Raw genomic sequence first — 16,867 nt, forward strand, 5'->3', positions numbered from 1 at the left:
AACAGGAGGGCCACGCTCAGCGCGAGCGCGGCAGGTCGGTAACGGTCGGCGGAATGGCCGGCGCCGGCTTCGGCGCGGGCGGCGGAGTCTTGTCGCGGCTGCGTTCGATCACTTCCACTTTCGGCTCCTTCCATGGACCGGTCACCTTGTACGTGCGGGCGCCGATTTCGCCCAGTGGCTTGGACAATACCGCATTGGTGGCGGCACCGAGCGCAGCGCCCACAGGCCCGCCGGCCACCGCACCGACCACGGTCAGCAGGTTGCCGGCACGCGGGTTGACGTCGATGGTCTGGTCGAACTGCTGGTTGCGCAGGTCGGCCTGGCCGCGGATGGTGATGTTCGCCGCCGGGCCCTCGATCAACACCTTGTCGGTACGTGCCATGCCCTGGCCGAACTGCATGCTGCCGTCGATCTGGTTGAACGCGAAGCCTTTGGAGAAGAAGTCGCGGAAGTCGAACATCAGGCGCCGCGGCAGCTGGGTGACGCTGAGCAGTCCCAGCACGCGGCCGGCACCCGGCTCCAGCTCCAGCAGCTGGCCGTTGCGTGCATGCAGATCGAGGGTGCCCTGCAGGTTGCCCAGCTGGAAGTCCGACGGACCGCCGCTCCATGACGCCTGCAACTGCGCCCGGCCCGAGCCTCCGCGCAGCTGGCCGCCGTAGTCGAGGTTCTGCATGAGTCCACCGAGGTCTTCGCTGCGCACCTGCGCGGTCAGTTCGGTACGCGCACCACCACTGCGGCCCAGCCAACGGCCGCTGATGTCGATCTCCTGGTCCGGCGCGCGGAAGCGCAGCTCATCCACGTTCAGGCCATTGCCCAGCGGCCGCGTGCGCAGCACCGTCTGGCCGAGCACGACCTTGCCGAACTTGAGGTCGGCGATGTCCAGCGCGAACGGCGGCAGCTTGGCCGGGTCCATGTCATTGGCACCGGCCTGCACCCGCGCCGGCGCGGCAGCCCCGGGGGACGGCGGCAGCGACTGCCAGTGCACTCGGTCGAGCTGGCCACTGATGGTGCCGCCCTCGGCGTTGGGTACCGTCAAACGGCCGGCCAACGTAGGTCCATCCAGGCGCACGTCCAGTGCCTGCGGGCCGGGCTGCAGCTGCAGCCGGGTCTGTTCGAAGACGCCGCCGATCAGCATCAGCTTGCCGACCTGCACATCCACCGCACGCAGCGGCATCGCATCATCGTCGCCACCCCCACGGGCCAGGCTGATCCACTCCAGCGCATCCAGGGTCGGGCTGCGGCCGTTGACGGTCAGCCCACTGGGCGGCGGCTCCCGGTCAACATGGTCGCTGCCCAGGGTGACCTGCACGCCGGTGCGGTTGTTGTGGCTGCGCGCGGCCAGGGCCAGACGCTGGCCGAAGGCCACGTCGATACGGCCGGCGCCCATCGGCAACTGCGCAGCCACCGTGGTCGCCAGCGGCTCGCCGGCGGGCTTGTCCAGCGGTGCCGGCAGGTCAAGACGGGTGCCGACCAGATCCGAGCTCAGCCGCAGTTCGCTCGGCGGGGCCGGTGCACCAGGCGCGACCTTCGGCAGGTTGACCGCGATGGTCCACGGCGAGACACCGCTGATGTAGGGCTTGAGCCAGGCCATCTCCGGCGCGCGGTCGATCAGCACGCCAGCGTCGAGGTTGGCCGACAGCTGCGATTCGAAGGCCAGTTTGCTGTCGTGCACATAGCCGCCGGCCCGCAGGCTCAGGCGACCGTCCTGGCCGAGATGGCGCACCGCTAGTTCCTCGGCGCCGAAACCACCGTTGCCGTAGCGCGCCTGCCCCTGCATGTTGTCGAAGGTCAGCTGGAAACGCTTGTCGACCAGCTTCACCCCCGCCAGATCTACCGTGCCCTGCAGGTGGCCGCCACCTTCATCGTGGTGCAACGGCTGCAGCAGGTCGAAGGTCACATGCGCCGGGCCCGCCGCGGCCAGGTTGTCCAGGGTGTCGCCATAATCCTTGTGCAGCGGGCTCTGCCGCAGCATCGCCAGCAGCTTGCCTGCCTCGCTCTGGGTGTCGGCGCGCACGTACAGCGGCTGCTGGCCGAAGTCCGCAATGCCCGCTTCGAATTTCTGCACGGCCACACCGGCCAGGTCACCGCGCCCACGCATGTCGAAGCCCGGCCCGATGAAGGCGATATCGGCGTCGACCTGGCTCATCAGCGGCCAGTCGTGCTGGAAGCGGATATCGCCGTTGGTGATGTGGCCGGTGGCTTCGAAGCGGCCGTCATTGTTGTCGAACGGCCAGTCGTCCAGGTCACCACTGACCAGACCAATGCCGCCACGCACCTGGCCACCGGCCAGCGCCATGTCCAGCCAGTCGGTAGCGCCCTTGCTCATTCTGGAGTGGATCCAGAAGCGCTTGGCCGCGATCATCGGCACATCATCCAGTTTCGCGGCCAACTGCAGCCACGGCCGGGTGCCATCGCCCTGGAACCAGACCCCGCCACGCACGTCAGCGGCGTAGTCGGTGCCTTCCACGCGCATCGCCGCAGTGCCGATACGCCAGCCACCGCCCTCGTCGCGCCAACCCACCACCTGGCCGGCCAGATGCAGGTCATGGCGCACGCCAAAGCCGGTCGGCCAGTCGAACTGCAACTGGCGCTGCGGCTGCAGCTGCAGGCTGAAGCCATTGGCATCGCCCTCGAAGCGTCCGCCAAGGCCACGCAGGCCAGGCGAATGACCGACGCTGGCAAAGCCCAGCGACTGCAGCTCGCCCTGTGCCCACAACGGGCCATCGCGCTCGCCGGACAGCTGCAGCTCTGCGACGTCCAGCTGCGGCTTGGACAGGAACAGCCAGCGGCGCAGGCCGGGGTCAAGGCGGTCGCTGAGCGCCAGTGCGCGCAGCGCGGTACCCGCCTGTACTTCACCGGAGCTCATCTGCAGCTGCTTGCCGACCTGCAGCTGCAGGCCATCGAGCTGCTGCTCGCCCTCTTCCGTCTTCAAGCGCAGGCGCGGGACCTGCAGCGCCCAGCCGTCGGCCTGGCGTTGCCAGCGCAGGCGTGCCTGCAGGCGCTGCAGCTGCAGCTGCGGTGCAGCCAGCTCCGGCATCGGCGCGCCGTCGATGCGTACGTCGCGCAGGTCCGAATCGGTGGTCAACGCCACCGGTGCGAAATCACGCAGGGTCAGCCACAGGTTCAGTTCGCCCTTGCCCTCGCGCAGGCGAATGCCGCCGGCCGCCAGCAGCGGCGACCAGGCATGGAAATCGACCGGGTCGGCACCCAGCCAGGCCTGACCGTTGCCGCCTGCGCGGTCTACGTCCAGTACCGCGGTCAGCGGCAGCGCATCGGTCTGGGCCCAGGCCCGCACGCCCACCCGCAGACGCTCGCCGTTGACGCGCAGGCGCAGATCGATGCGTGGCAGCGTAGTGTCGATGCCGAGGCCAGGCGCATGCACGCCCAGACGACCACCAATCACCTGCAGCTCGCCCAACCGGCGCAGTGCGTCCAATGGATCACCACCGCTGTCGGATCGGGGCAGGCCGCGTACCGACCAGCGCCCGTCCTCGCCCTGCTGCAGGTCCAGCGCCAGCCCGCGCAGGCGCAGCTCGGTCAGCGAGCGGCCCGGCAGCAGGCCGCTGTACATCGACACCAGCACTTCGGCCTCGCCGATGGCCAGGCCCTGCCCTGCACCGATGCGCAGGCCCTTCAGCTGCAGCAGCGGACCACGCCGGGTCCAGGCGGTCTGCAACTGATCGAAACGGACCGGCTGGCCGGCACGCTCGCTCAGCCACGCAGCAATCTTTTCAGGATGGCGCTCGGCCAGCGGCAGCAGCTGGCTGAGCGTTCCCACCAGCAGCGCAAGCCCGACCAGGCCGACCGCACAGGCGGCAATGAAATGACGGCGGATCCTTCGCAGTCGCAGGCGCGGCGGCGCGCTCATCGGCCTCGGCCGGCGCGTTGCCGGCGTTGATCAGAGCAGAACCACATCGTACTGCTCCTGCAGGTACTGCTCGTCCGCCTGGAAACGGATGCTCTTGCCGAGGAACTCCTCGAGCTCGGCCACCGCTGAAGACTCTTCGTCGGTGATGCGCGCCACCACCTTGGTCGAGGCAATCACCAGCAGGCGCGCGGCATCGAACTGGCGCACCGCTCGGGTGATCTCGCGGAAGATCTCGTAGGTCACCGTTTCGGTGGTCTTTATGGTGCCGCGGCCACTGCACTGCGGGCAGGTTTCCGACAGCTGGCGCTCCAGGCTTTCCACCGTGCGCTTGCGGGTCATCTCCACCAGGCCCAGCGGCGAGAAGTCGTACACCGTGGTCTTGGCATGGTCGCGCGCCAGCGCCTTTTCCAGCGTGCGCAGCACCTGGCGGCGATGTTCGGCATCGTCCATGTCGATGAAGTCGATGATGATGATGCCGCCGAGGTTGCGCAGCCGCAGCTGCCTGGCCACCGCCTGCGCCGCCTCCAGGTTGGTACGGAACACCGTCTCTTCCAGGTTGCGCTGGCCAAGGAACGAGCCGGTGTTGACGTCGATGGTGGTCATCGCCTCGGTCTGGTCGATCACCAGGTAGCCACCGGACTTCAACGGCACCTGCTTGTCCAGCGCGCGGCCGATCTCGTCCTCCACCCCGAACATGTCGAAGATCGGACGATCGCCGCTGTACAGCTCGATCTTCTCGGCCAGCACCGGCATGTACTTGGCCACGAAGGCCTGCAACTGGGCGAAGGTCTCCTTGGAGTCCACCTTCACCTTGTCAACGTCCTTGCGGATGAGGTCGCGCACCGAACGCAGCGGCAGGCTCAGGTCTTCATAGATGTTGCTGCACGAGGCCGCCTCGCGGCCACGACGTTCGACCACGTTCCAGACCCGCGACAGGTAGGCGACGTCCTCGGCGATGGCCTCGGCCGGCTGGCCCTCGGCATTGGTACGCACGATGTAGCCGTAGCCGCCGTGCTGGGCTGACAATTCGGTCACCAGCGCCTTCAGCCGCGCGCGCTCGGTTTCATCCTCGATGCGCGCGGACACCCCCACCACCTTGGACTGCGGCAGCAGCACCATGTAGCGCGAGGGAATGCTGATCTGCGTGGTCAGGCGTGCGCCCTTGGTCCCGATCGGGTCCTTCACCACCTGCACCACGATGTCCTGGCCGTCACGCAGCAGTTCGACGATCGGCACGCTGGACGGGGGTGGAAGCGTGGTGTTCTCGGTATCGGCACTGGCCACCGGCGCCGGCCGCACCACGTCGTTGGCGTGCAGGAACGCGGCGCGCTCCAGCCCGACCTCGACGAAGGCCGCCTGCATGCCCGGCATGACCCGCTGCACCTTGCCCTTGTAGATGTTGCCGACCACACCCCGGCGCCAACCGCGCTCGATGTGCAGTTCCTGCAGCATGCCGTTCTCGATCACCGCGACGCGCGTCTCGCGCGGGGTCACATTGACCAGGATTTCCTCAGACATCGGCAGCCTCCCTGGCGGCATCAGCAGTTGTGGCCGGCACGCCGCAGCGCGCCAGCAGACGATCGGTATGCAGCAGTGGCAGCCCCATGACACCGGAGTAGCTGCCGGAAAGATGTTCGATCCAGCGCTCGGCACCGCCCTGGATGGCGTAGGCGCCGGCCTTGTCCAGCGGCTCGCCGGTGGCCACGTAGGCGGCGATGTCGGCGCTGTCGATCGGCGCAAAGGTCACCTCGGAAACGACCAGCTCGCTGTCCAGTCCTTCCGCGCCGACCACCACCACCGCGGTCATCACCTGATGGGTACGCCCGGCCAGCCGCGCCAGCATCGCCCGCGCGTCGCCAGCATCGGCCGGCTTGCCGAACACCTCGCCGTCCAGCACCACTTCGGTGTCCGAGCCGAGCACCCGCGCCTGCGGGTCATCGGCCAGCACCCGGGCCAGGCCGGCACGTGCCTTGTCGGCAGCGACCCGGCAGACATACTGTTCGGCGCTTTCAGCGGGCGCGCGCTGCTCGACGACCTCCAGGTCCAGGGCCTGGAAGGGGCGTCCGAGTCGGGCCAGCAGCTGGTTGCGTCGGGGGGAGCGGGAAGCAAGATAGAGCATCGGCACAGCATAACCTGAGGCCGCCACCTGAATCGTCGGCAACCCCTCGCGGAACGCTTCCAACCCCGAACAGGCTCACAACGCGTTCATCGCTACGACACCACCCTCACCCCACAACAAGGAGATCCCATGCGCCTGACCGCCACCCCGCTGCTGCTCGCCCTGTCCCTCGCCCTTGGAACCTCGATGACCGCCCATGCTGCCCCGTCGTCGCCGTCGATCGCCGCCCCGGCCGAAGGCACCCTGCTGAACATCTCGTCCAACGCCGAAGCCACCCGCGTGCCGGACGTGGCCACCTTGTCGGCCGGCGTAGTCACCCAGGCCGCCGATGGCAACAGCGCGATGCGCCAGAACGCCCAGCAGATGGACAAGGTGCTGGCCGCGATCAAGGCTGCCGGCATTGCCGAGCGTGACGTGCAGACCAGCGGCGTCAGCCTCAACCCGCAGTACCGCTATGCCGACAACGAAGCACCGAAGATCACCGGCTACCAGGCCAGCAACACGGTCAGCCTGAAGGTGCGTGACATCGCCAAGCTCGGCAAGGTACTGGACGCACTGGCGGCGCAGGGCGCCAACCAGATCAATGGCCCCAGCTTCGAGATCGACCAGCCGGAACCGGTCTATGACGAAGCCCGCCTGGCCGCACTGAAGAAAGCCCAGGCCCGCGCCCAGACCTATGCGAAGTCGCTGGGCCTGCAGGTCCGTCGCATCGTCAGCATTTCCGAGAATGCCGGCGGCGGCTATCGCCCGATGCCGATGATGCGGGCAATGTCGGCCGGCGCAGCGATGGACAAGGCCACCCCGGTCGCGCCGGGCGAGTCGACCGTCTCGGTCAACCTGGATGTGGTGTTCGAACTGGGTCGCTGATCCAGTTCGTCATTGCCGACAAAGGCGGATCCTGCAGGGGATCCGCCTTTTTTCATGCCCGCGGCCGGCACTGGCTGAAGGCCAGCCCAACGATCGCCCCCCTGCCTCTAGGCAGTCGCCGCCGCGCCGCGCTACTGATGCACTGCCAGCCGCGTGCGGCAACCCCGTGATCGGCCCTGGTGCGTTGAGGACTTCGTCACTGGCATGGAGGTGGACCATGGTTCGTACGTATCCCGTTGCATCCCCGCACTTCGACCCCGCCCGCGTTGCCGCCTGGAGCGCGGCCATCGCCCTGCATCTGATCGCGCTGCTGATGTTGCTGATCCCGGCGACCTACCACGCCGTCACCGCACTGCCCCGCGACAACACCACGGTGCGGCTGATCCCGAAGGAACAGCCCAGACCACCGGAGCCGCCCAAGCCGCCCACCAACCCGGAACAGGTACAGGTCAAGGCCGAGCCACGGCAGCAGACCGTGCCCACGCCATTGCCCGCTCCCACCGCCACTGCCGAGGAGGCACAGGGCATCATCCTGCCTGCTGCCGAGCCTGCGCCGGTGCAGGTGGCAGCGAGCATCGACAGCTCCACACCGCTGGCCGGTGCCCAGCTGCAGTACCGCAGCGCCCCGCCGCCGACCTACCCGGCCCCGGCGCTGCGCAACCACGAGCAGGGCACGGTACTGCTGCGGGTGGAGGTCGACCGCAGCGGCCAGCCGGTGGCAGTCAGCATCGAGCGCAGCAGTGGCTCGCGCAGCCTGGACCAGGCCGCTCGCCAGCAAGTGCTCAGGCACTGGCGCTTCGAGCCGGCCCAGCGTGATGGCGTGGCCGTGCCGGCCATCGGCATGGTGCCGGTACAGTTCTCGCTGCCGGACTGACGTGATCGCCGGCCCGGCTATCTGCCGGGCCGGCCCTTCCGTCCGGGCGGGTACGGACGGAACAGGATCAACTGTTATCAATTAAGCAAAAATTCACGACTTCGTCACCTGTCGGAAACCTAGATTGGTCCGTCCCGGAACCTTCCGGAGACAGCCCTCAACGCTAAGGTTTTCCAGTTAGGAGAGAAGCTGTGAAACACCCGATCCAACGGCCCGCCAGCCGCCGCCGCTGCACCCTGGCATCGTCCATCACCCATATCCTCACCGGCGGCACCCTGCTGCTGGTTGGCGCCGTGGCTTCCACCTCCGCCTTCGCGCAGGAAAAGGCCACCAACCTGGACCGCATCACGGTCACCGGTTCGAACATTCCGCGTACCAACACTGAAACACCGTCCCCTGTGCAGGTGGTGACCCGCCAGGAAATCGACCGTACCGGCAAGACCACCCTTGCCGAGTATCTGCAGACCATCACCGCAGACGGCGCGGGTTCCATTCCCAAGACCTTCGGCAACGGATTCGCAGGTGGTGGCGCCGGCATCTCGCTGCGCGGCCTGGGTGCGGGTTCCACGCTCGTCCTGTTGAACGGACGCCGCATGGCCACCTACGGCCTGGCCGACGATGGTCAGAAAGTGTTCACCGATCTGAGCACCATTCCGCTCGATGCCGTTGAACGCGTGGAAGTTCTGAAGGACGGCGCCTCGGCGATCTATGGCTCCGACGCCATCGCCGGCGTGGTCAACATCATCCTGCGCAGTGACTTCCAAGGCGCCATCCTGCGTGCGTCCTATGGCCTGTCCGGCGACAGCGATGGAGATTCCAAGAAGGCGACCCTGACTGCTGGCACCGGTGACTTGGCCAGCGATGGCTGGAACGCGTTCTTCAGCCTGGACGTCGGCAAGACCGATGCGATCAAGATCAGCGATCGAAAGAACCGCAAGTGGATCGGCACCGGCGACACACGTCCGTGGGGCTACGACGCAGCCGATTCGCAGTTCCTGGGCGGCGCGTATCTGTCCAAGGGCACGGCAGGCGGCGTCGGCCCCAATGGTTCGGTCTTCGACGACCGCAATGTAACCAAGGACAATCCTGCCTTCCTGGTTGCGCTGCCGGGCTGTGCGAACCTCACCACCATTCCGGGCCAGACGGATGCAAGCGCGCAGGCGCAAGGCTGCCTGTGGGATCCGGCGCAGCAGTATCGCGACCTGACTCCCGAAGAGAAGTACATCAACGTGTTCGGCCGTGCCAGCTTCGCTTTCGGCGAAGGCGGCGAGATCTACACGGAGATCGGCTACTCGAAGAAGGAAACGATCTTCAGCAACACCCCGTCAGGCGCTGCGGGTACCTGGGGCTATCCGGGCGGCGTCGTCACCGCGAACAGTGGCTCCAAAGCCACCGTGCTCGGCCCGAACCATCCTGACAACCCGATTCCCGGCCAGGCCTCGAGGCTGCGCTATTCGGCTTGGGATGTCGGTCCGCGCGTGACCAACAACACCAACGAGTTCAACCGTTTCCTGGTGGGTGTCAAGGGCAACTGGGGTGACTGGAGCTACGACACCGCCTACCTGCATTCGGCGACCGACCTGGTCAACAAGCGCACTGGTTTCCTGCGCTACAGCGCCGTGCAGTGCGCACTGGGCAATCCGAACTGCGCAGGTGGCGTGTGGCGCATCGGCGACAATGCCAATCTGAATTCGCAGGCGTTGTACGACTACATCTCACCAACCATCAGCGCCCGTGCGAAATCCGGCCTGGACATGTTCGACTTCACCGTGTCGCGCAGCCTGATGGACCTGAAGGGTGGTCCACTGGGCCTGGCAATCGGCACAGAATGGCGCAAGACCAGCAACAGCCTGACCCCGCAGACCTACACCGACACGGGTGACATCATCGGCCTGGGTTACTCGGCCTACGATGGCACCCAGAACGTGTATGCCGGTTACGTCGAACTGTCCGCACCTGTGCTGGAACAGCTGGAACTGTCCGGTGCCCTGCGATACGACAAGTACGAAAGCGGTGAAGGCAAGGCCACGCCGAAGCTCGGCGTGAAGTGGACTCCTGCCGATTGGATCGCACTGCGTGCCAGCTATGCTGAAGGCTTCCGCGCACCGAACCCTGCCGAAAACGGTGACGGTGGCCTGGCTGCTTTCTCGAACGCATCCGACCCGGTTCGTTGCGCCATCGACTCCGACGAATGTACCGCCCGCACGGTGGCGATCATCACCCGCCCGAACAAGGATCTGAAGCCGGAGGAATCCAAGAGTTACTCGGTGGGCATCGTGCTGCAGCCGACGTCCTCGACCTCGTTGACCGTCGATGCCTGGCAGATCAAGCGCACCAACGAAATCGCCCAGGGCAGCACGACGGCAGCGATCCGGGCCGGCAACGTGGTGCGTGACATCAACAACATCGGCGGCGTTGCCAACAGCGGCAATATCCTCGCAGTCAACACGGCCTACGTGAATGCCAACTCTTCACGTGTTCGCGGCATCGATACCGACATCCGCCAGACCTTCGACATCGGCCCGGGCCAGCTGGAGATGGATCTGCAGTGGAGCCACATCCTGAAGTTCGAGCGAACCGAAGGCACTGAGACCGTCGACTATGCCGGCACCCACGGCAACTGCGACGTCACCAACTGCATCGGCACGCCGAAGGACAAGATCAACTTCGGCACCACCTGGCGGCAGGGACCGTGGAGCGTCAGCGGCGTTGCCAACTACATCGGCAAGATGGACAACACCGATAAGCGCGGCGGCACGTATCAGGCGTTCTATGCAGACGGCACGCCGGTGACGAAGATCTCCTCCTTCACTACGTTCGACCTGTCGGGGCGCTGGAACATCACCGACGCCTTCGAACTCAACGCCTCCGTGGCCAACGTATTCGACCGCATTGCTCCTCTCGATCCGACCACATATGGCGGTGTGAATTACAACCCGATGCACTTCTCTGGTGCGCTGGGCCGTTACTTCACCGTCGGTGCCAAGTACACCTTCAAGTAATACAAGCGCCATCCGTCAACGCAGTACCTTCGCAGGCCCGGGCATCTGCCCGGGCCTTCGTCGTTCTGCCCCTTGCAGGCATGTTCACAAGCACATGGCTACCGTGTGCACGCGGCATCATCGCCGCAGGGGATCTCCATGACCGCGACATCGCAGCGCCTGGGCCTGCCCGCGTTGACTGCACTGGTGGTCGGCTCGATGGTCGGCGCAGGCATCTTTTCATTGCCGCAGAACGTGGCGCGCAGCGCCGGCCCGGCCGCCGCTCTGATCGGCTGGGCCCTGAGCGGCGCGGGCATGCTGATGCTGGCCTTCGTGTTCCAAGCGCTGGCCAACCGCCGGCCTGATCTCGATACCGGCATCTACGCCTACGCGCGCGAGGGCTTCGGCAATTACATCGGCTTCTCTGCTGCGTGGGGTTACTGGGTCGCCTCGGTACTGGGCAACGCCAGCTTCTTCGTGCTGATCTTCAGTGGTCTCGGCCACTTCATGCCGGTCTTCGGCGAGGGCAACACGCCCGCCGCCGTGGCGGCCTCGTCGCTGTTGCTATGGACCGTACACCTGCTGGTGTTGCGCGGCCTGCGCACCGCAGCCATCGTCAACGGCCTGGTGACCGTCGCCAAGCTGCTGCCGATCGCGCTGTTCCTGATCCTGGCCGCTGGCGCGTTCCGCATGGACGTGTTCCGCGCCGATTTCCTCGGCACGCCTGCACTGGGCGATCTCGGCCAGCAGCTGCGCGGCATGATGCTGGTCACCGTGTGGGTATTCATCGGCATCGAAGGTGCCAGCATCTACTCACGTCGTGCCGCCCGCCGCGCCGATGTCGGCCGCGCTACGGTGATCGGCTTCGTGGGTGTGTGGCTGCTGCTGGTGCTGGTCAGCCTGCTGTCGATGGGCGTGCTGTCACAGGCCGAACTGGCAGGCCTGCCCAATCCGTCGATGGCCTATGTGCTGCGCGCCATCGTCGGCGAATGGGGCGCGACGGTGATCATCGTCGGCTCGATTATTTCCGTGCTGGGTGCGCTGCTGGCCTGGGTGCTGCTGTGCGCCGAAGTGCTCTATGCCGCCGCGGGTGACGGCACCATGCCCGCCTTCCTTGGCCGTGAGAACGCGCGTGGCGTGCCGGCCAATGCACTGTGGTTGAGCAACGGGCTGATCCAGTTGTTCCTGCTGTTGGTGCTGGTCAATTCCGGCAGCTACACCGGACTGGTGCTGCTGGCCGCATCGATGAGCCTGGTGCCCTACTTCCTGTCCACCGCGTTCGGTGTGCAGCTGGCCTGGCGCGGTCACGCCTACGCAGGTGAACCGGGTGTGCGCTGGCGCGATTTCGCGGTTGCGCTGCTGGCCAGCGCGTATGCACTGTGGCTGGTGTATGCAGGCGGCCTGGACAACCTGCTGCTGTCGGTGCTGCTATACGTACCGGGCGTAGTGTTGTTCGCGCTGACCCGGCGCCAACGCGGCGAACAGGTATTCACGCGTTGGGAGTGGGTGCTGTTCGGTGCGATCCTGATCGTAGCGATCGCCACGCTGGTGGCGTTCTGGCGAGGAGCACTGACACTGTAAAGCCGAGCATGGCTAGGCTGCACCTGGGTAGAGTCGAGCTTGCTCGACTGGTTTTCCGCAGCAGTCGAGCAAGCTCGACGCTACGAAGCAGAGCGGCCGAACATGGGTTTGACTCTACAAGACCCTGGGCAGCATCCCGATATCGCGCATCCAGCGTTCGGCCAGATGCGGCCACTCCGCCACCGGCGCGTCCTTCACACGCAGGCCGAAGGCATGGCCGCCACGCGCGAACAGATGCATTTCCACCGGCACGCCCGCGCCGACCAGCGCACGGTAATAGGTCAGTGATTCGCGCACGTCATCGGTCGGGTCATCGGTGGCCTGCACGATGAAGGTCGGCGGCACCGCATCATCCACCGTAATGTCGCCGGCCAGCGACAGCCCGTGCTTCGCACCGGTCCACAGATGCCCGGAGTACATCACCATGGCGAAATCCGGGCGGCTCGGCTGCGCATCTACGGCATCGATCGCAACGTAGCTGCGCGCGCCATGCGTGCTCAGTCCAGCCACCACGTGGCCACCAGCGGAAAAGCCGATGACCCCCACCCGCTTCGGATCGATCTTCCAGCGTCCGGCCTGCGCACGCAGCAGGCCCATCGCACGCTGTGCATCCTGCAGCGCCATCGGCACCGCTGGAATGTCTCGGCAGTTGCAGTCACTATCCCAGTTCGGCCCCGATGCCGGCACACGGTATTTCAGCAGCGCGCAGGTGATGCCCTGGCCGGTCAACCAGTCGCAGATCTCGCTGCCTTCCAGATCCATCGCCAACACGCGGTAGCCTCCGCCGGGCACCACCATCACCGCCGTTCCGTTGCCACCACCCTTGGCGGGAAACACGGTCAGCGTCGGCACGGCCACGTTCTGCAGCATCGCCCAGCGTTCGCCGCTGGCCTTCGAGATGGTATCCCTGATCTCTTCGGGCCCTTTCAGTTTCGGTGGCGCCGTTACCTTGCCCGCTGGCCACAGCGGCATCTCGGTGCTGCCCGGTGGTGGCTGCCAGGTTGGCGTTACCGCCATCGCCGCGCAGGGCGACAGTACAAGCAGCACTGCAATGGCAATGACAATGACAGACGCACGCATATCCGACTTCCCTATGGATGAAGAAGGATTGTAGGGCCGGACAATCGACGCAAAAAAAAACCTGCATCTCGCGATGCAGGTTTCTCAAGGTGGCGCCCGAAGTTGGACTCGAACCAACGACCCCCTGATTAACAGTCAAGTGCTCTAACCGGCTGAGCTATTCGGGCAGACGACTAGTATAACCACTCTTCACGCGCGATGGTAGGGGTGATTTGCCAACATCGCCGCAGCGCGATACAGCTGTTCGGCCACCACCAGACGCACCAGCATGTGCGGCAGCGTCAGCGGGCCGATCGACCACTTCTCATCAGCCAGCGCCGAGACTTCCGGCGAATGTCCTTCCGGCCCACCGATCAGGAACGCGAGATCCCTACCCTGCCCGCGCCAATGTTCCAGGCGCTGTGCAAGCTGCTCGGAACTGAGCTGGCGACCCGGTACATCCAGCGCCACCACGTAGGCATTCTTCGGCAGCGCAGCGATCACCCGCTTGCCTTCATCTTCGGTGGCGCGGCGCGGGTCACGGCCCTTGCCACGCAGGCCCGGCTCGATTTCCACCAGCTCGAAGGGCAGCCAGTGCGAAAGACGCTTCTGGTACTCGGCGAAGCCCTGCGCGACCCAGCTGGGTGCGCGCTCGCCGGTAGCAATCAGTCGGGCTTTCATCAACGGTCCTCCAAAACGTCGACGGCGCCATCGGCGCCGTCGAAGGGATGCATCAACGTGTGGCTCAGGCCACTTCGTCGTCGTCGCGGGACGGCGGCTGGTCGCCGACGGTCCACAAGCGCTCGAGTGCATAGAACTCACGCACGCGCGGCAGCATCACGTGGACGATCACGTCGCCCAGGTCCACCAGCACCCACTCGGCCTCGCGCTCGCCTTCCACGCCCAACGGCATGACATCGATCTTCTTGGCAAAACGCACGACTTCATCGGCAATCGACTTGACGTGGCGGGTCGACGTACCCGACACGACCACCATGTAGTCGGCGACGCTGGAGCGGCCACGCACGTCGATCTCGACCGGGTCCTTGGCCTTCAGGTCTTCAGTGGCTTGGCGGACGCTGGCCAGCAGTTCCGGCACGGACGGCGGCGGGCTGGGCAGATCGACCTTGATGGTCTGGGGCTGGGTCTGGTTGCTCAAAGTGGATCGACTCGATAAACGTAGGGGCGATTATACGGGGATGCTGCTGCCGCGCCATTCACGGCGTGGCCGGGCGGTACAGGCCGTGTGCAGCGACGTAGTCGGCCACGGCCGGCGGCAGCAGCGCCCGCCAGGGGCCGGAGGCGGCAATCTGGGCACGCACAGCACTGGCCGATTCTGCGCGCAGGGGATGGTGCAGGCGCAGGATACGGCCGGCCGGGCTGGAAAACAGAGCCTGCTCGCTGTCGGCCCAGCGCCCCTCCAGTGCCCGGCCCAGCTCGCCGTCCACCGAGGCCTGCAACGGGCTGCCGGGGCGCTCTGCCACCACGAAATGGGCCAACCCGAACAGGTCTTGCCACTCGTGCCAGCTGGGCAGGCCAAGCAGGCTGTCGGCCCCCACCAGCCAGGCCAGCGGCCGGCTCGGGCCAAGCTCCCCGCGCAGGTCGCGCAGGGTATCAACGGTATAGGACGGGCGGCCGGGAAAGCGTGCAGCTCGATCCAGTTCGCGGCGGTCCAGCAGCAGGCCCGGCTCGTCGCCGATGGCCAGCGACAACATGGTGCAGCGCTGTTCGGCGCTGGCACCGGGCAGCGCACGGTGCGGGGGGTCGGCCGCGGGCATCATGCGCACCGCCACCTGCAGTTCGTCACGCGCTGCGCGCGCGATCGCCAGGTGGCCGAGGTGCACCGGATCAAAGGTGCCCCCGTAATAGATCCGCAGGCTCATTGCTCAGGCCCGCGCCAGCAGGCGCACGGCACGCGCTTCAGCCACGGCCACCAGCAGGCGCTCCAGCGCCAGCCAGGCATCGCCGTCGGCGCGTCCCTTGGCGATGCGGTCGACCAGCCCGGCCTCCGCCACGAAGCGTTCCCAGCGCTTGCCTTCCGGGTGCCGCTGCAGCGCGCGCTTGTACGGCGCCTGCCGCGATTCCCAGATACCACGGGACTTCATTTCGGCGGCCAGATTGCCGCCACGCGCCTGCACCCGTGCCAGGCCGGCACCGGCCAGCAGTTCGCGGATCACGATCGGCATCAGTGCCGCCACGGCCTCGCCTTCACCACGCAGGCCCGCCAGCATGCGCAGCACCGCCGGCGCCTGGCCGGAGAAGGTGGCCTCCACCAGCCGGAACACGTCGTAGCGGGCCGCATCGGCCACCAGCGACTCCATCCGTTCTACATCCAGCGGCTGGCCATCGGCCAGCAGCGCCAGTTTGTCGATCTCCTGCGCGGCAGCCAGCAGATTGCCTTCCACCCGTTCGGCCAGCCGCTGCACCGCGGCCGGATCGGCGCGCAGACCCTTGCCACGCAGGCGGCGCTCGATCCAGTCCGGCAGTTCATGCGGCTTGATCGCCCAGGCCACCGACAGCACGCCGATACGGTTGACCGCCTCGGCCCACTTGCCCTGGTGGGCCTTGCTCCATTCGTTGGCGGTGATCATCAGCACCACGTCCGGCGCCGGGTTGGCACAGAACTGGCTGATCACCTCGGCCCCGTCCTTGCCCGGCTTGCCGCTGGGCAGGCGCACCTCGACCAGGCGGCGGGCGCTGAACAGGCTGGGCGCGTTGAATGTTGCGTCGAGCTGGTTCCAGTCGAAATCACGGCCGTCCGCGTCGAACACCTCGCGCTCGCCGATGCCAGCGGCGCGCGCGCGCGCGCGGATGGCATCCGCCGCCTCCAGCACGCGCAGGGTTTCCGGCCCGGCAATCAGATAGACCGGCGCCAGCGCGGTATCAGCGCCCTGGCTGGCCAGCTGCTCCGGACGCAGTTCCATCGTCGCGGCTCAGTGCTTCACTGCAGGTGCCGGCCCGGCCGGCACCGCATCTTCGACCGGCGCGGTCTTCGGTGCCGACAAGCTGCCACCCTTCTCGATCTCGGCGCGGACCACGCTGTCGATGCGGCGGATGATCGAGGCCGACATCTCGCGGCGCAGCTCATTGGCCAGGATTTCGCGTTCGGTGGTGGTACCGGTGGCGTCGGTCGGCGGCGACACGTAGTCGCGCGACAGTTCGATCACCTGCTGCGGCACCAGCTCGCTGCCGTCCTCGCGGCGGAAGATGAAAATCACTGCGTAGCGCAGGCTGTATTCCTGTGCACGGCCCTGCGAATCGATGGCGATCGGCAGATCACCCCAGCGCTCGGACAGCACCTGCAGCTGGGCACTGGGCTCCTTGCTGTCCTCATCGGCCAACCTGGCGCCGGACGCCAGCAGGCTGCGGTTGAGCAGCTTGACCAGTTCGCTGTACGGCGCGGTGGAGACCACCTTCACCGGTGCCGTGTCGGTCGGCAGCATCAGCTTGCTGCGCAGATGGAAACCGCAGCCGGCAAGGCCGAGGACAAGAACGAGGGCAAGCAGGATTCGGGTCAT

At 66.6% G+C, this 16,867-nt stretch carries 13 protein-coding genes and 1 tRNA gene; 4 read left to right on the forward strand and 10 right to left on the reverse strand.

The window, feature by feature from the left end; translation table 11 throughout:
* Positions 1 to 16: 16 nt before the first annotated feature.
* Genes V9K93_RS16630 through V9K93_RS16640 form a run of 3 tightly spaced genes read right to left on the reverse strand, consistent with a single transcriptional unit; the run spans position 17 to position 5,987 of the window.
* Positions 17 to 3,868: a YhdP family protein gene (locus V9K93_RS16630; RefSeq protein WP_337302902.1), complete on the reverse strand. Its 3,852-nt coding sequence runs from the start codon at positions 3,866 to 3,868 to the stop codon at positions 17 to 19.
* Positions 3,869 to 3,898: 30 nt separating this feature from the next.
* Positions 3,899 to 5,386, reverse strand: coding sequence for a ribonuclease G (gene rng / locus V9K93_RS16635; RefSeq protein WP_136639646.1), 1,488 nt, complete (start codon positions 5,384 to 5,386; stop codon positions 3,899 to 3,901).
* On the reverse strand, positions 5,379 to 5,987 hold the full coding sequence (locus tag V9K93_RS16640; protein ID WP_046983567.1) for a Maf family nucleotide pyrophosphatase: 609 nt from the start codon (positions 5,985 to 5,987) through the stop codon (positions 5,379 to 5,381). The genes rng and V9K93_RS16640 overlap by 8 nt, the downstream gene beginning before the upstream one ends.
* 129 nt (positions 5,988 to 6,116) lie before the next feature.
* Between V9K93_RS16640 and V9K93_RS16645 the strand changes: the two genes are divergently transcribed.
* From V9K93_RS16645 to V9K93_RS16660, 4 genes are all read left to right on the forward strand, one after another.
* A complete protein-coding gene (locus V9K93_RS16645; protein WP_046983566.1) occupies positions 6,117 to 6,854 on the forward strand; it encodes an SIMPL domain-containing protein in 738 nt (245 codons plus the stop codon).
* Between the two features lie 217 nt (positions 6,855 to 7,071).
* Complete coding sequence (locus tag V9K93_RS16650; RefSeq protein ID WP_046983565.1) at positions 7,072 to 7,728, forward strand: energy transducer TonB; 657 nt, start codon at positions 7,072 to 7,074, stop codon at positions 7,726 to 7,728.
* Between the two features lie 191 nt (positions 7,729 to 7,919).
* A complete protein-coding gene (locus V9K93_RS16655; RefSeq protein ID WP_046983564.1) occupies positions 7,920 to 10,730 on the forward strand; it encodes a TonB-dependent receptor in 2,811 nt (936 codons plus the stop codon).
* 138 nt (positions 10,731 to 10,868) lie between these two features.
* A complete protein-coding gene (locus V9K93_RS16660; RefSeq protein ID WP_046983563.1) occupies positions 10,869 to 12,290 on the forward strand; it encodes a basic amino acid/polyamine antiporter in 1,422 nt (473 codons plus the stop codon).
* Between the two features lie 114 nt (positions 12,291 to 12,404).
* Here the strand turns inward: V9K93_RS16660 and V9K93_RS16665 are convergent, their stop codons facing one another.
* The 7 genes from V9K93_RS16665 to V9K93_RS16695 form a co-directional block, all read right to left on the reverse strand.
* Positions 12,405 to 13,349: an alpha/beta hydrolase gene (locus V9K93_RS16665; RefSeq protein ID WP_308518032.1), complete on the reverse strand. Its 945-nt coding sequence runs from the start codon at positions 13,347 to 13,349 to the stop codon at positions 12,405 to 12,407.
* Between the two features lie 111 nt (positions 13,350 to 13,460).
* Positions 13,461 to 13,537: transfer RNA gene (locus V9K93_RS16670), tRNA-Asn, on the reverse strand.
* 22 nt (positions 13,538 to 13,559) lie between these two features.
* Positions 13,560 to 14,030: a 23S rRNA (pseudouridine(1915)-N(3))-methyltransferase RlmH gene (gene rlmH, locus V9K93_RS16675; protein WP_012511763.1), complete on the reverse strand. Its 471-nt coding sequence runs from the start codon at positions 14,028 to 14,030 to the stop codon at positions 13,560 to 13,562.
* A 64-nt stretch (positions 14,031 to 14,094) separates the two neighbouring features.
* Positions 14,095 to 14,508 carry a ribosome silencing factor gene (gene rsfS / locus V9K93_RS16680; protein ID WP_012511764.1) on the reverse strand — a complete coding sequence of 138 codons (414 nt, stop codon included), beginning with the start codon at positions 14,506 to 14,508 and terminating at the stop codon, positions 14,095 to 14,097.
* Positions 14,509 to 14,566: 58 nt separating this feature from the next.
* The gene (nadD, locus tag V9K93_RS16685; protein ID WP_337302903.1) at positions 14,567 to 15,232 is read right to left on the reverse strand and encodes a nicotinate-nucleotide adenylyltransferase; all 666 of its coding nucleotides are present in this window, start codon (positions 15,230 to 15,232) and stop codon (positions 14,567 to 14,569) included.
* Positions 15,233 to 15,235: 3 nt separating this feature from the next.
* Positions 15,236 to 16,273 (reverse strand): DNA polymerase III subunit delta, encoded by a 1,038-nt coding sequence (gene holA / locus V9K93_RS16690; protein ID WP_046983560.1) that lies wholly within the window; start codon positions 16,271 to 16,273, stop codon positions 15,236 to 15,238.
* 9 nt (positions 16,274 to 16,282) lie between these two features.
* Positions 16,283 to 16,867 carry an LPS-assembly lipoprotein LptE gene (locus V9K93_RS16695; RefSeq protein WP_046983559.1) on the reverse strand — a complete coding sequence of 195 codons (585 nt, stop codon included), beginning with the start codon at positions 16,865 to 16,867 and terminating at the stop codon, positions 16,283 to 16,285.

Source organism: Stenotrophomonas sp. CCNWLW162, from assembly GCF_037203745.1.
GTDB classification, from domain to species: domain Bacteria; phylum Pseudomonadota; class Gammaproteobacteria; order Xanthomonadales; family Xanthomonadaceae; genus Stenotrophomonas; species Stenotrophomonas maltophilia_AQ.

What these genes read in the sequence shown, in the direction of transcription:
- V9K93_RS16630 (WP_337302902.1), bottom strand. Translation starts at nt 3,868, where the DNA reads ATGAGCGCGCCGCCGCGCCTGCGACTGCGAAGGATCCGCCGTCATTTC.
- rng (WP_136639646.1), bottom strand. Translation starts at nt 5,386, where the DNA reads ATGTCTGAGGAAATCCTGGTCAATGTGACCCCGCGCGAGACGCGCGTC.
- V9K93_RS16640 (WP_046983567.1), bottom strand. Translation starts at nt 5,987, where the DNA reads ATGCTCTATCTTGCTTCCCGCTCCCCCCGACGCAACCAGCTGCTGGCC.
- V9K93_RS16645 (WP_046983566.1), top strand. Translation starts at nt 6,117, where the DNA reads ATGCGCCTGACCGCCACCCCGCTGCTGCTCGCCCTGTCCCTCGCCCTT.
- V9K93_RS16650 (WP_046983565.1), top strand. Translation starts at nt 7,072, where the DNA reads ATGGTTCGTACGTATCCCGTTGCATCCCCGCACTTCGACCCCGCCCGC.
- V9K93_RS16660 (WP_046983563.1), top strand. Translation starts at nt 10,869, where the DNA reads ATGACCGCGACATCGCAGCGCCTGGGCCTGCCCGCGTTGACTGCACTG.
- rlmH (WP_012511763.1), bottom strand. Translation starts at nt 14,030, where the DNA reads ATGAAAGCCCGACTGATTGCTACCGGCGAGCGCGCACCCAGCTGGGTC.
- nadD (WP_337302903.1), bottom strand. Translation starts at nt 15,232, where the DNA reads ATGAGCCTGCGGATCTATTACGGGGGCACCTTTGATCCGGTGCACCTC.
- holA (WP_046983560.1), bottom strand. Translation starts at nt 16,273, where the DNA reads ATGGAACTGCGTCCGGAGCAGCTGGCCAGCCAGGGCGCTGATACCGCG.
- V9K93_RS16695 (WP_046983559.1), bottom strand. Translation starts at nt 16,867, where the DNA reads ATGACCCGAATCCTGCTTGCCCTCGTTCTTGTCCTCGGCCTTGCCGGC.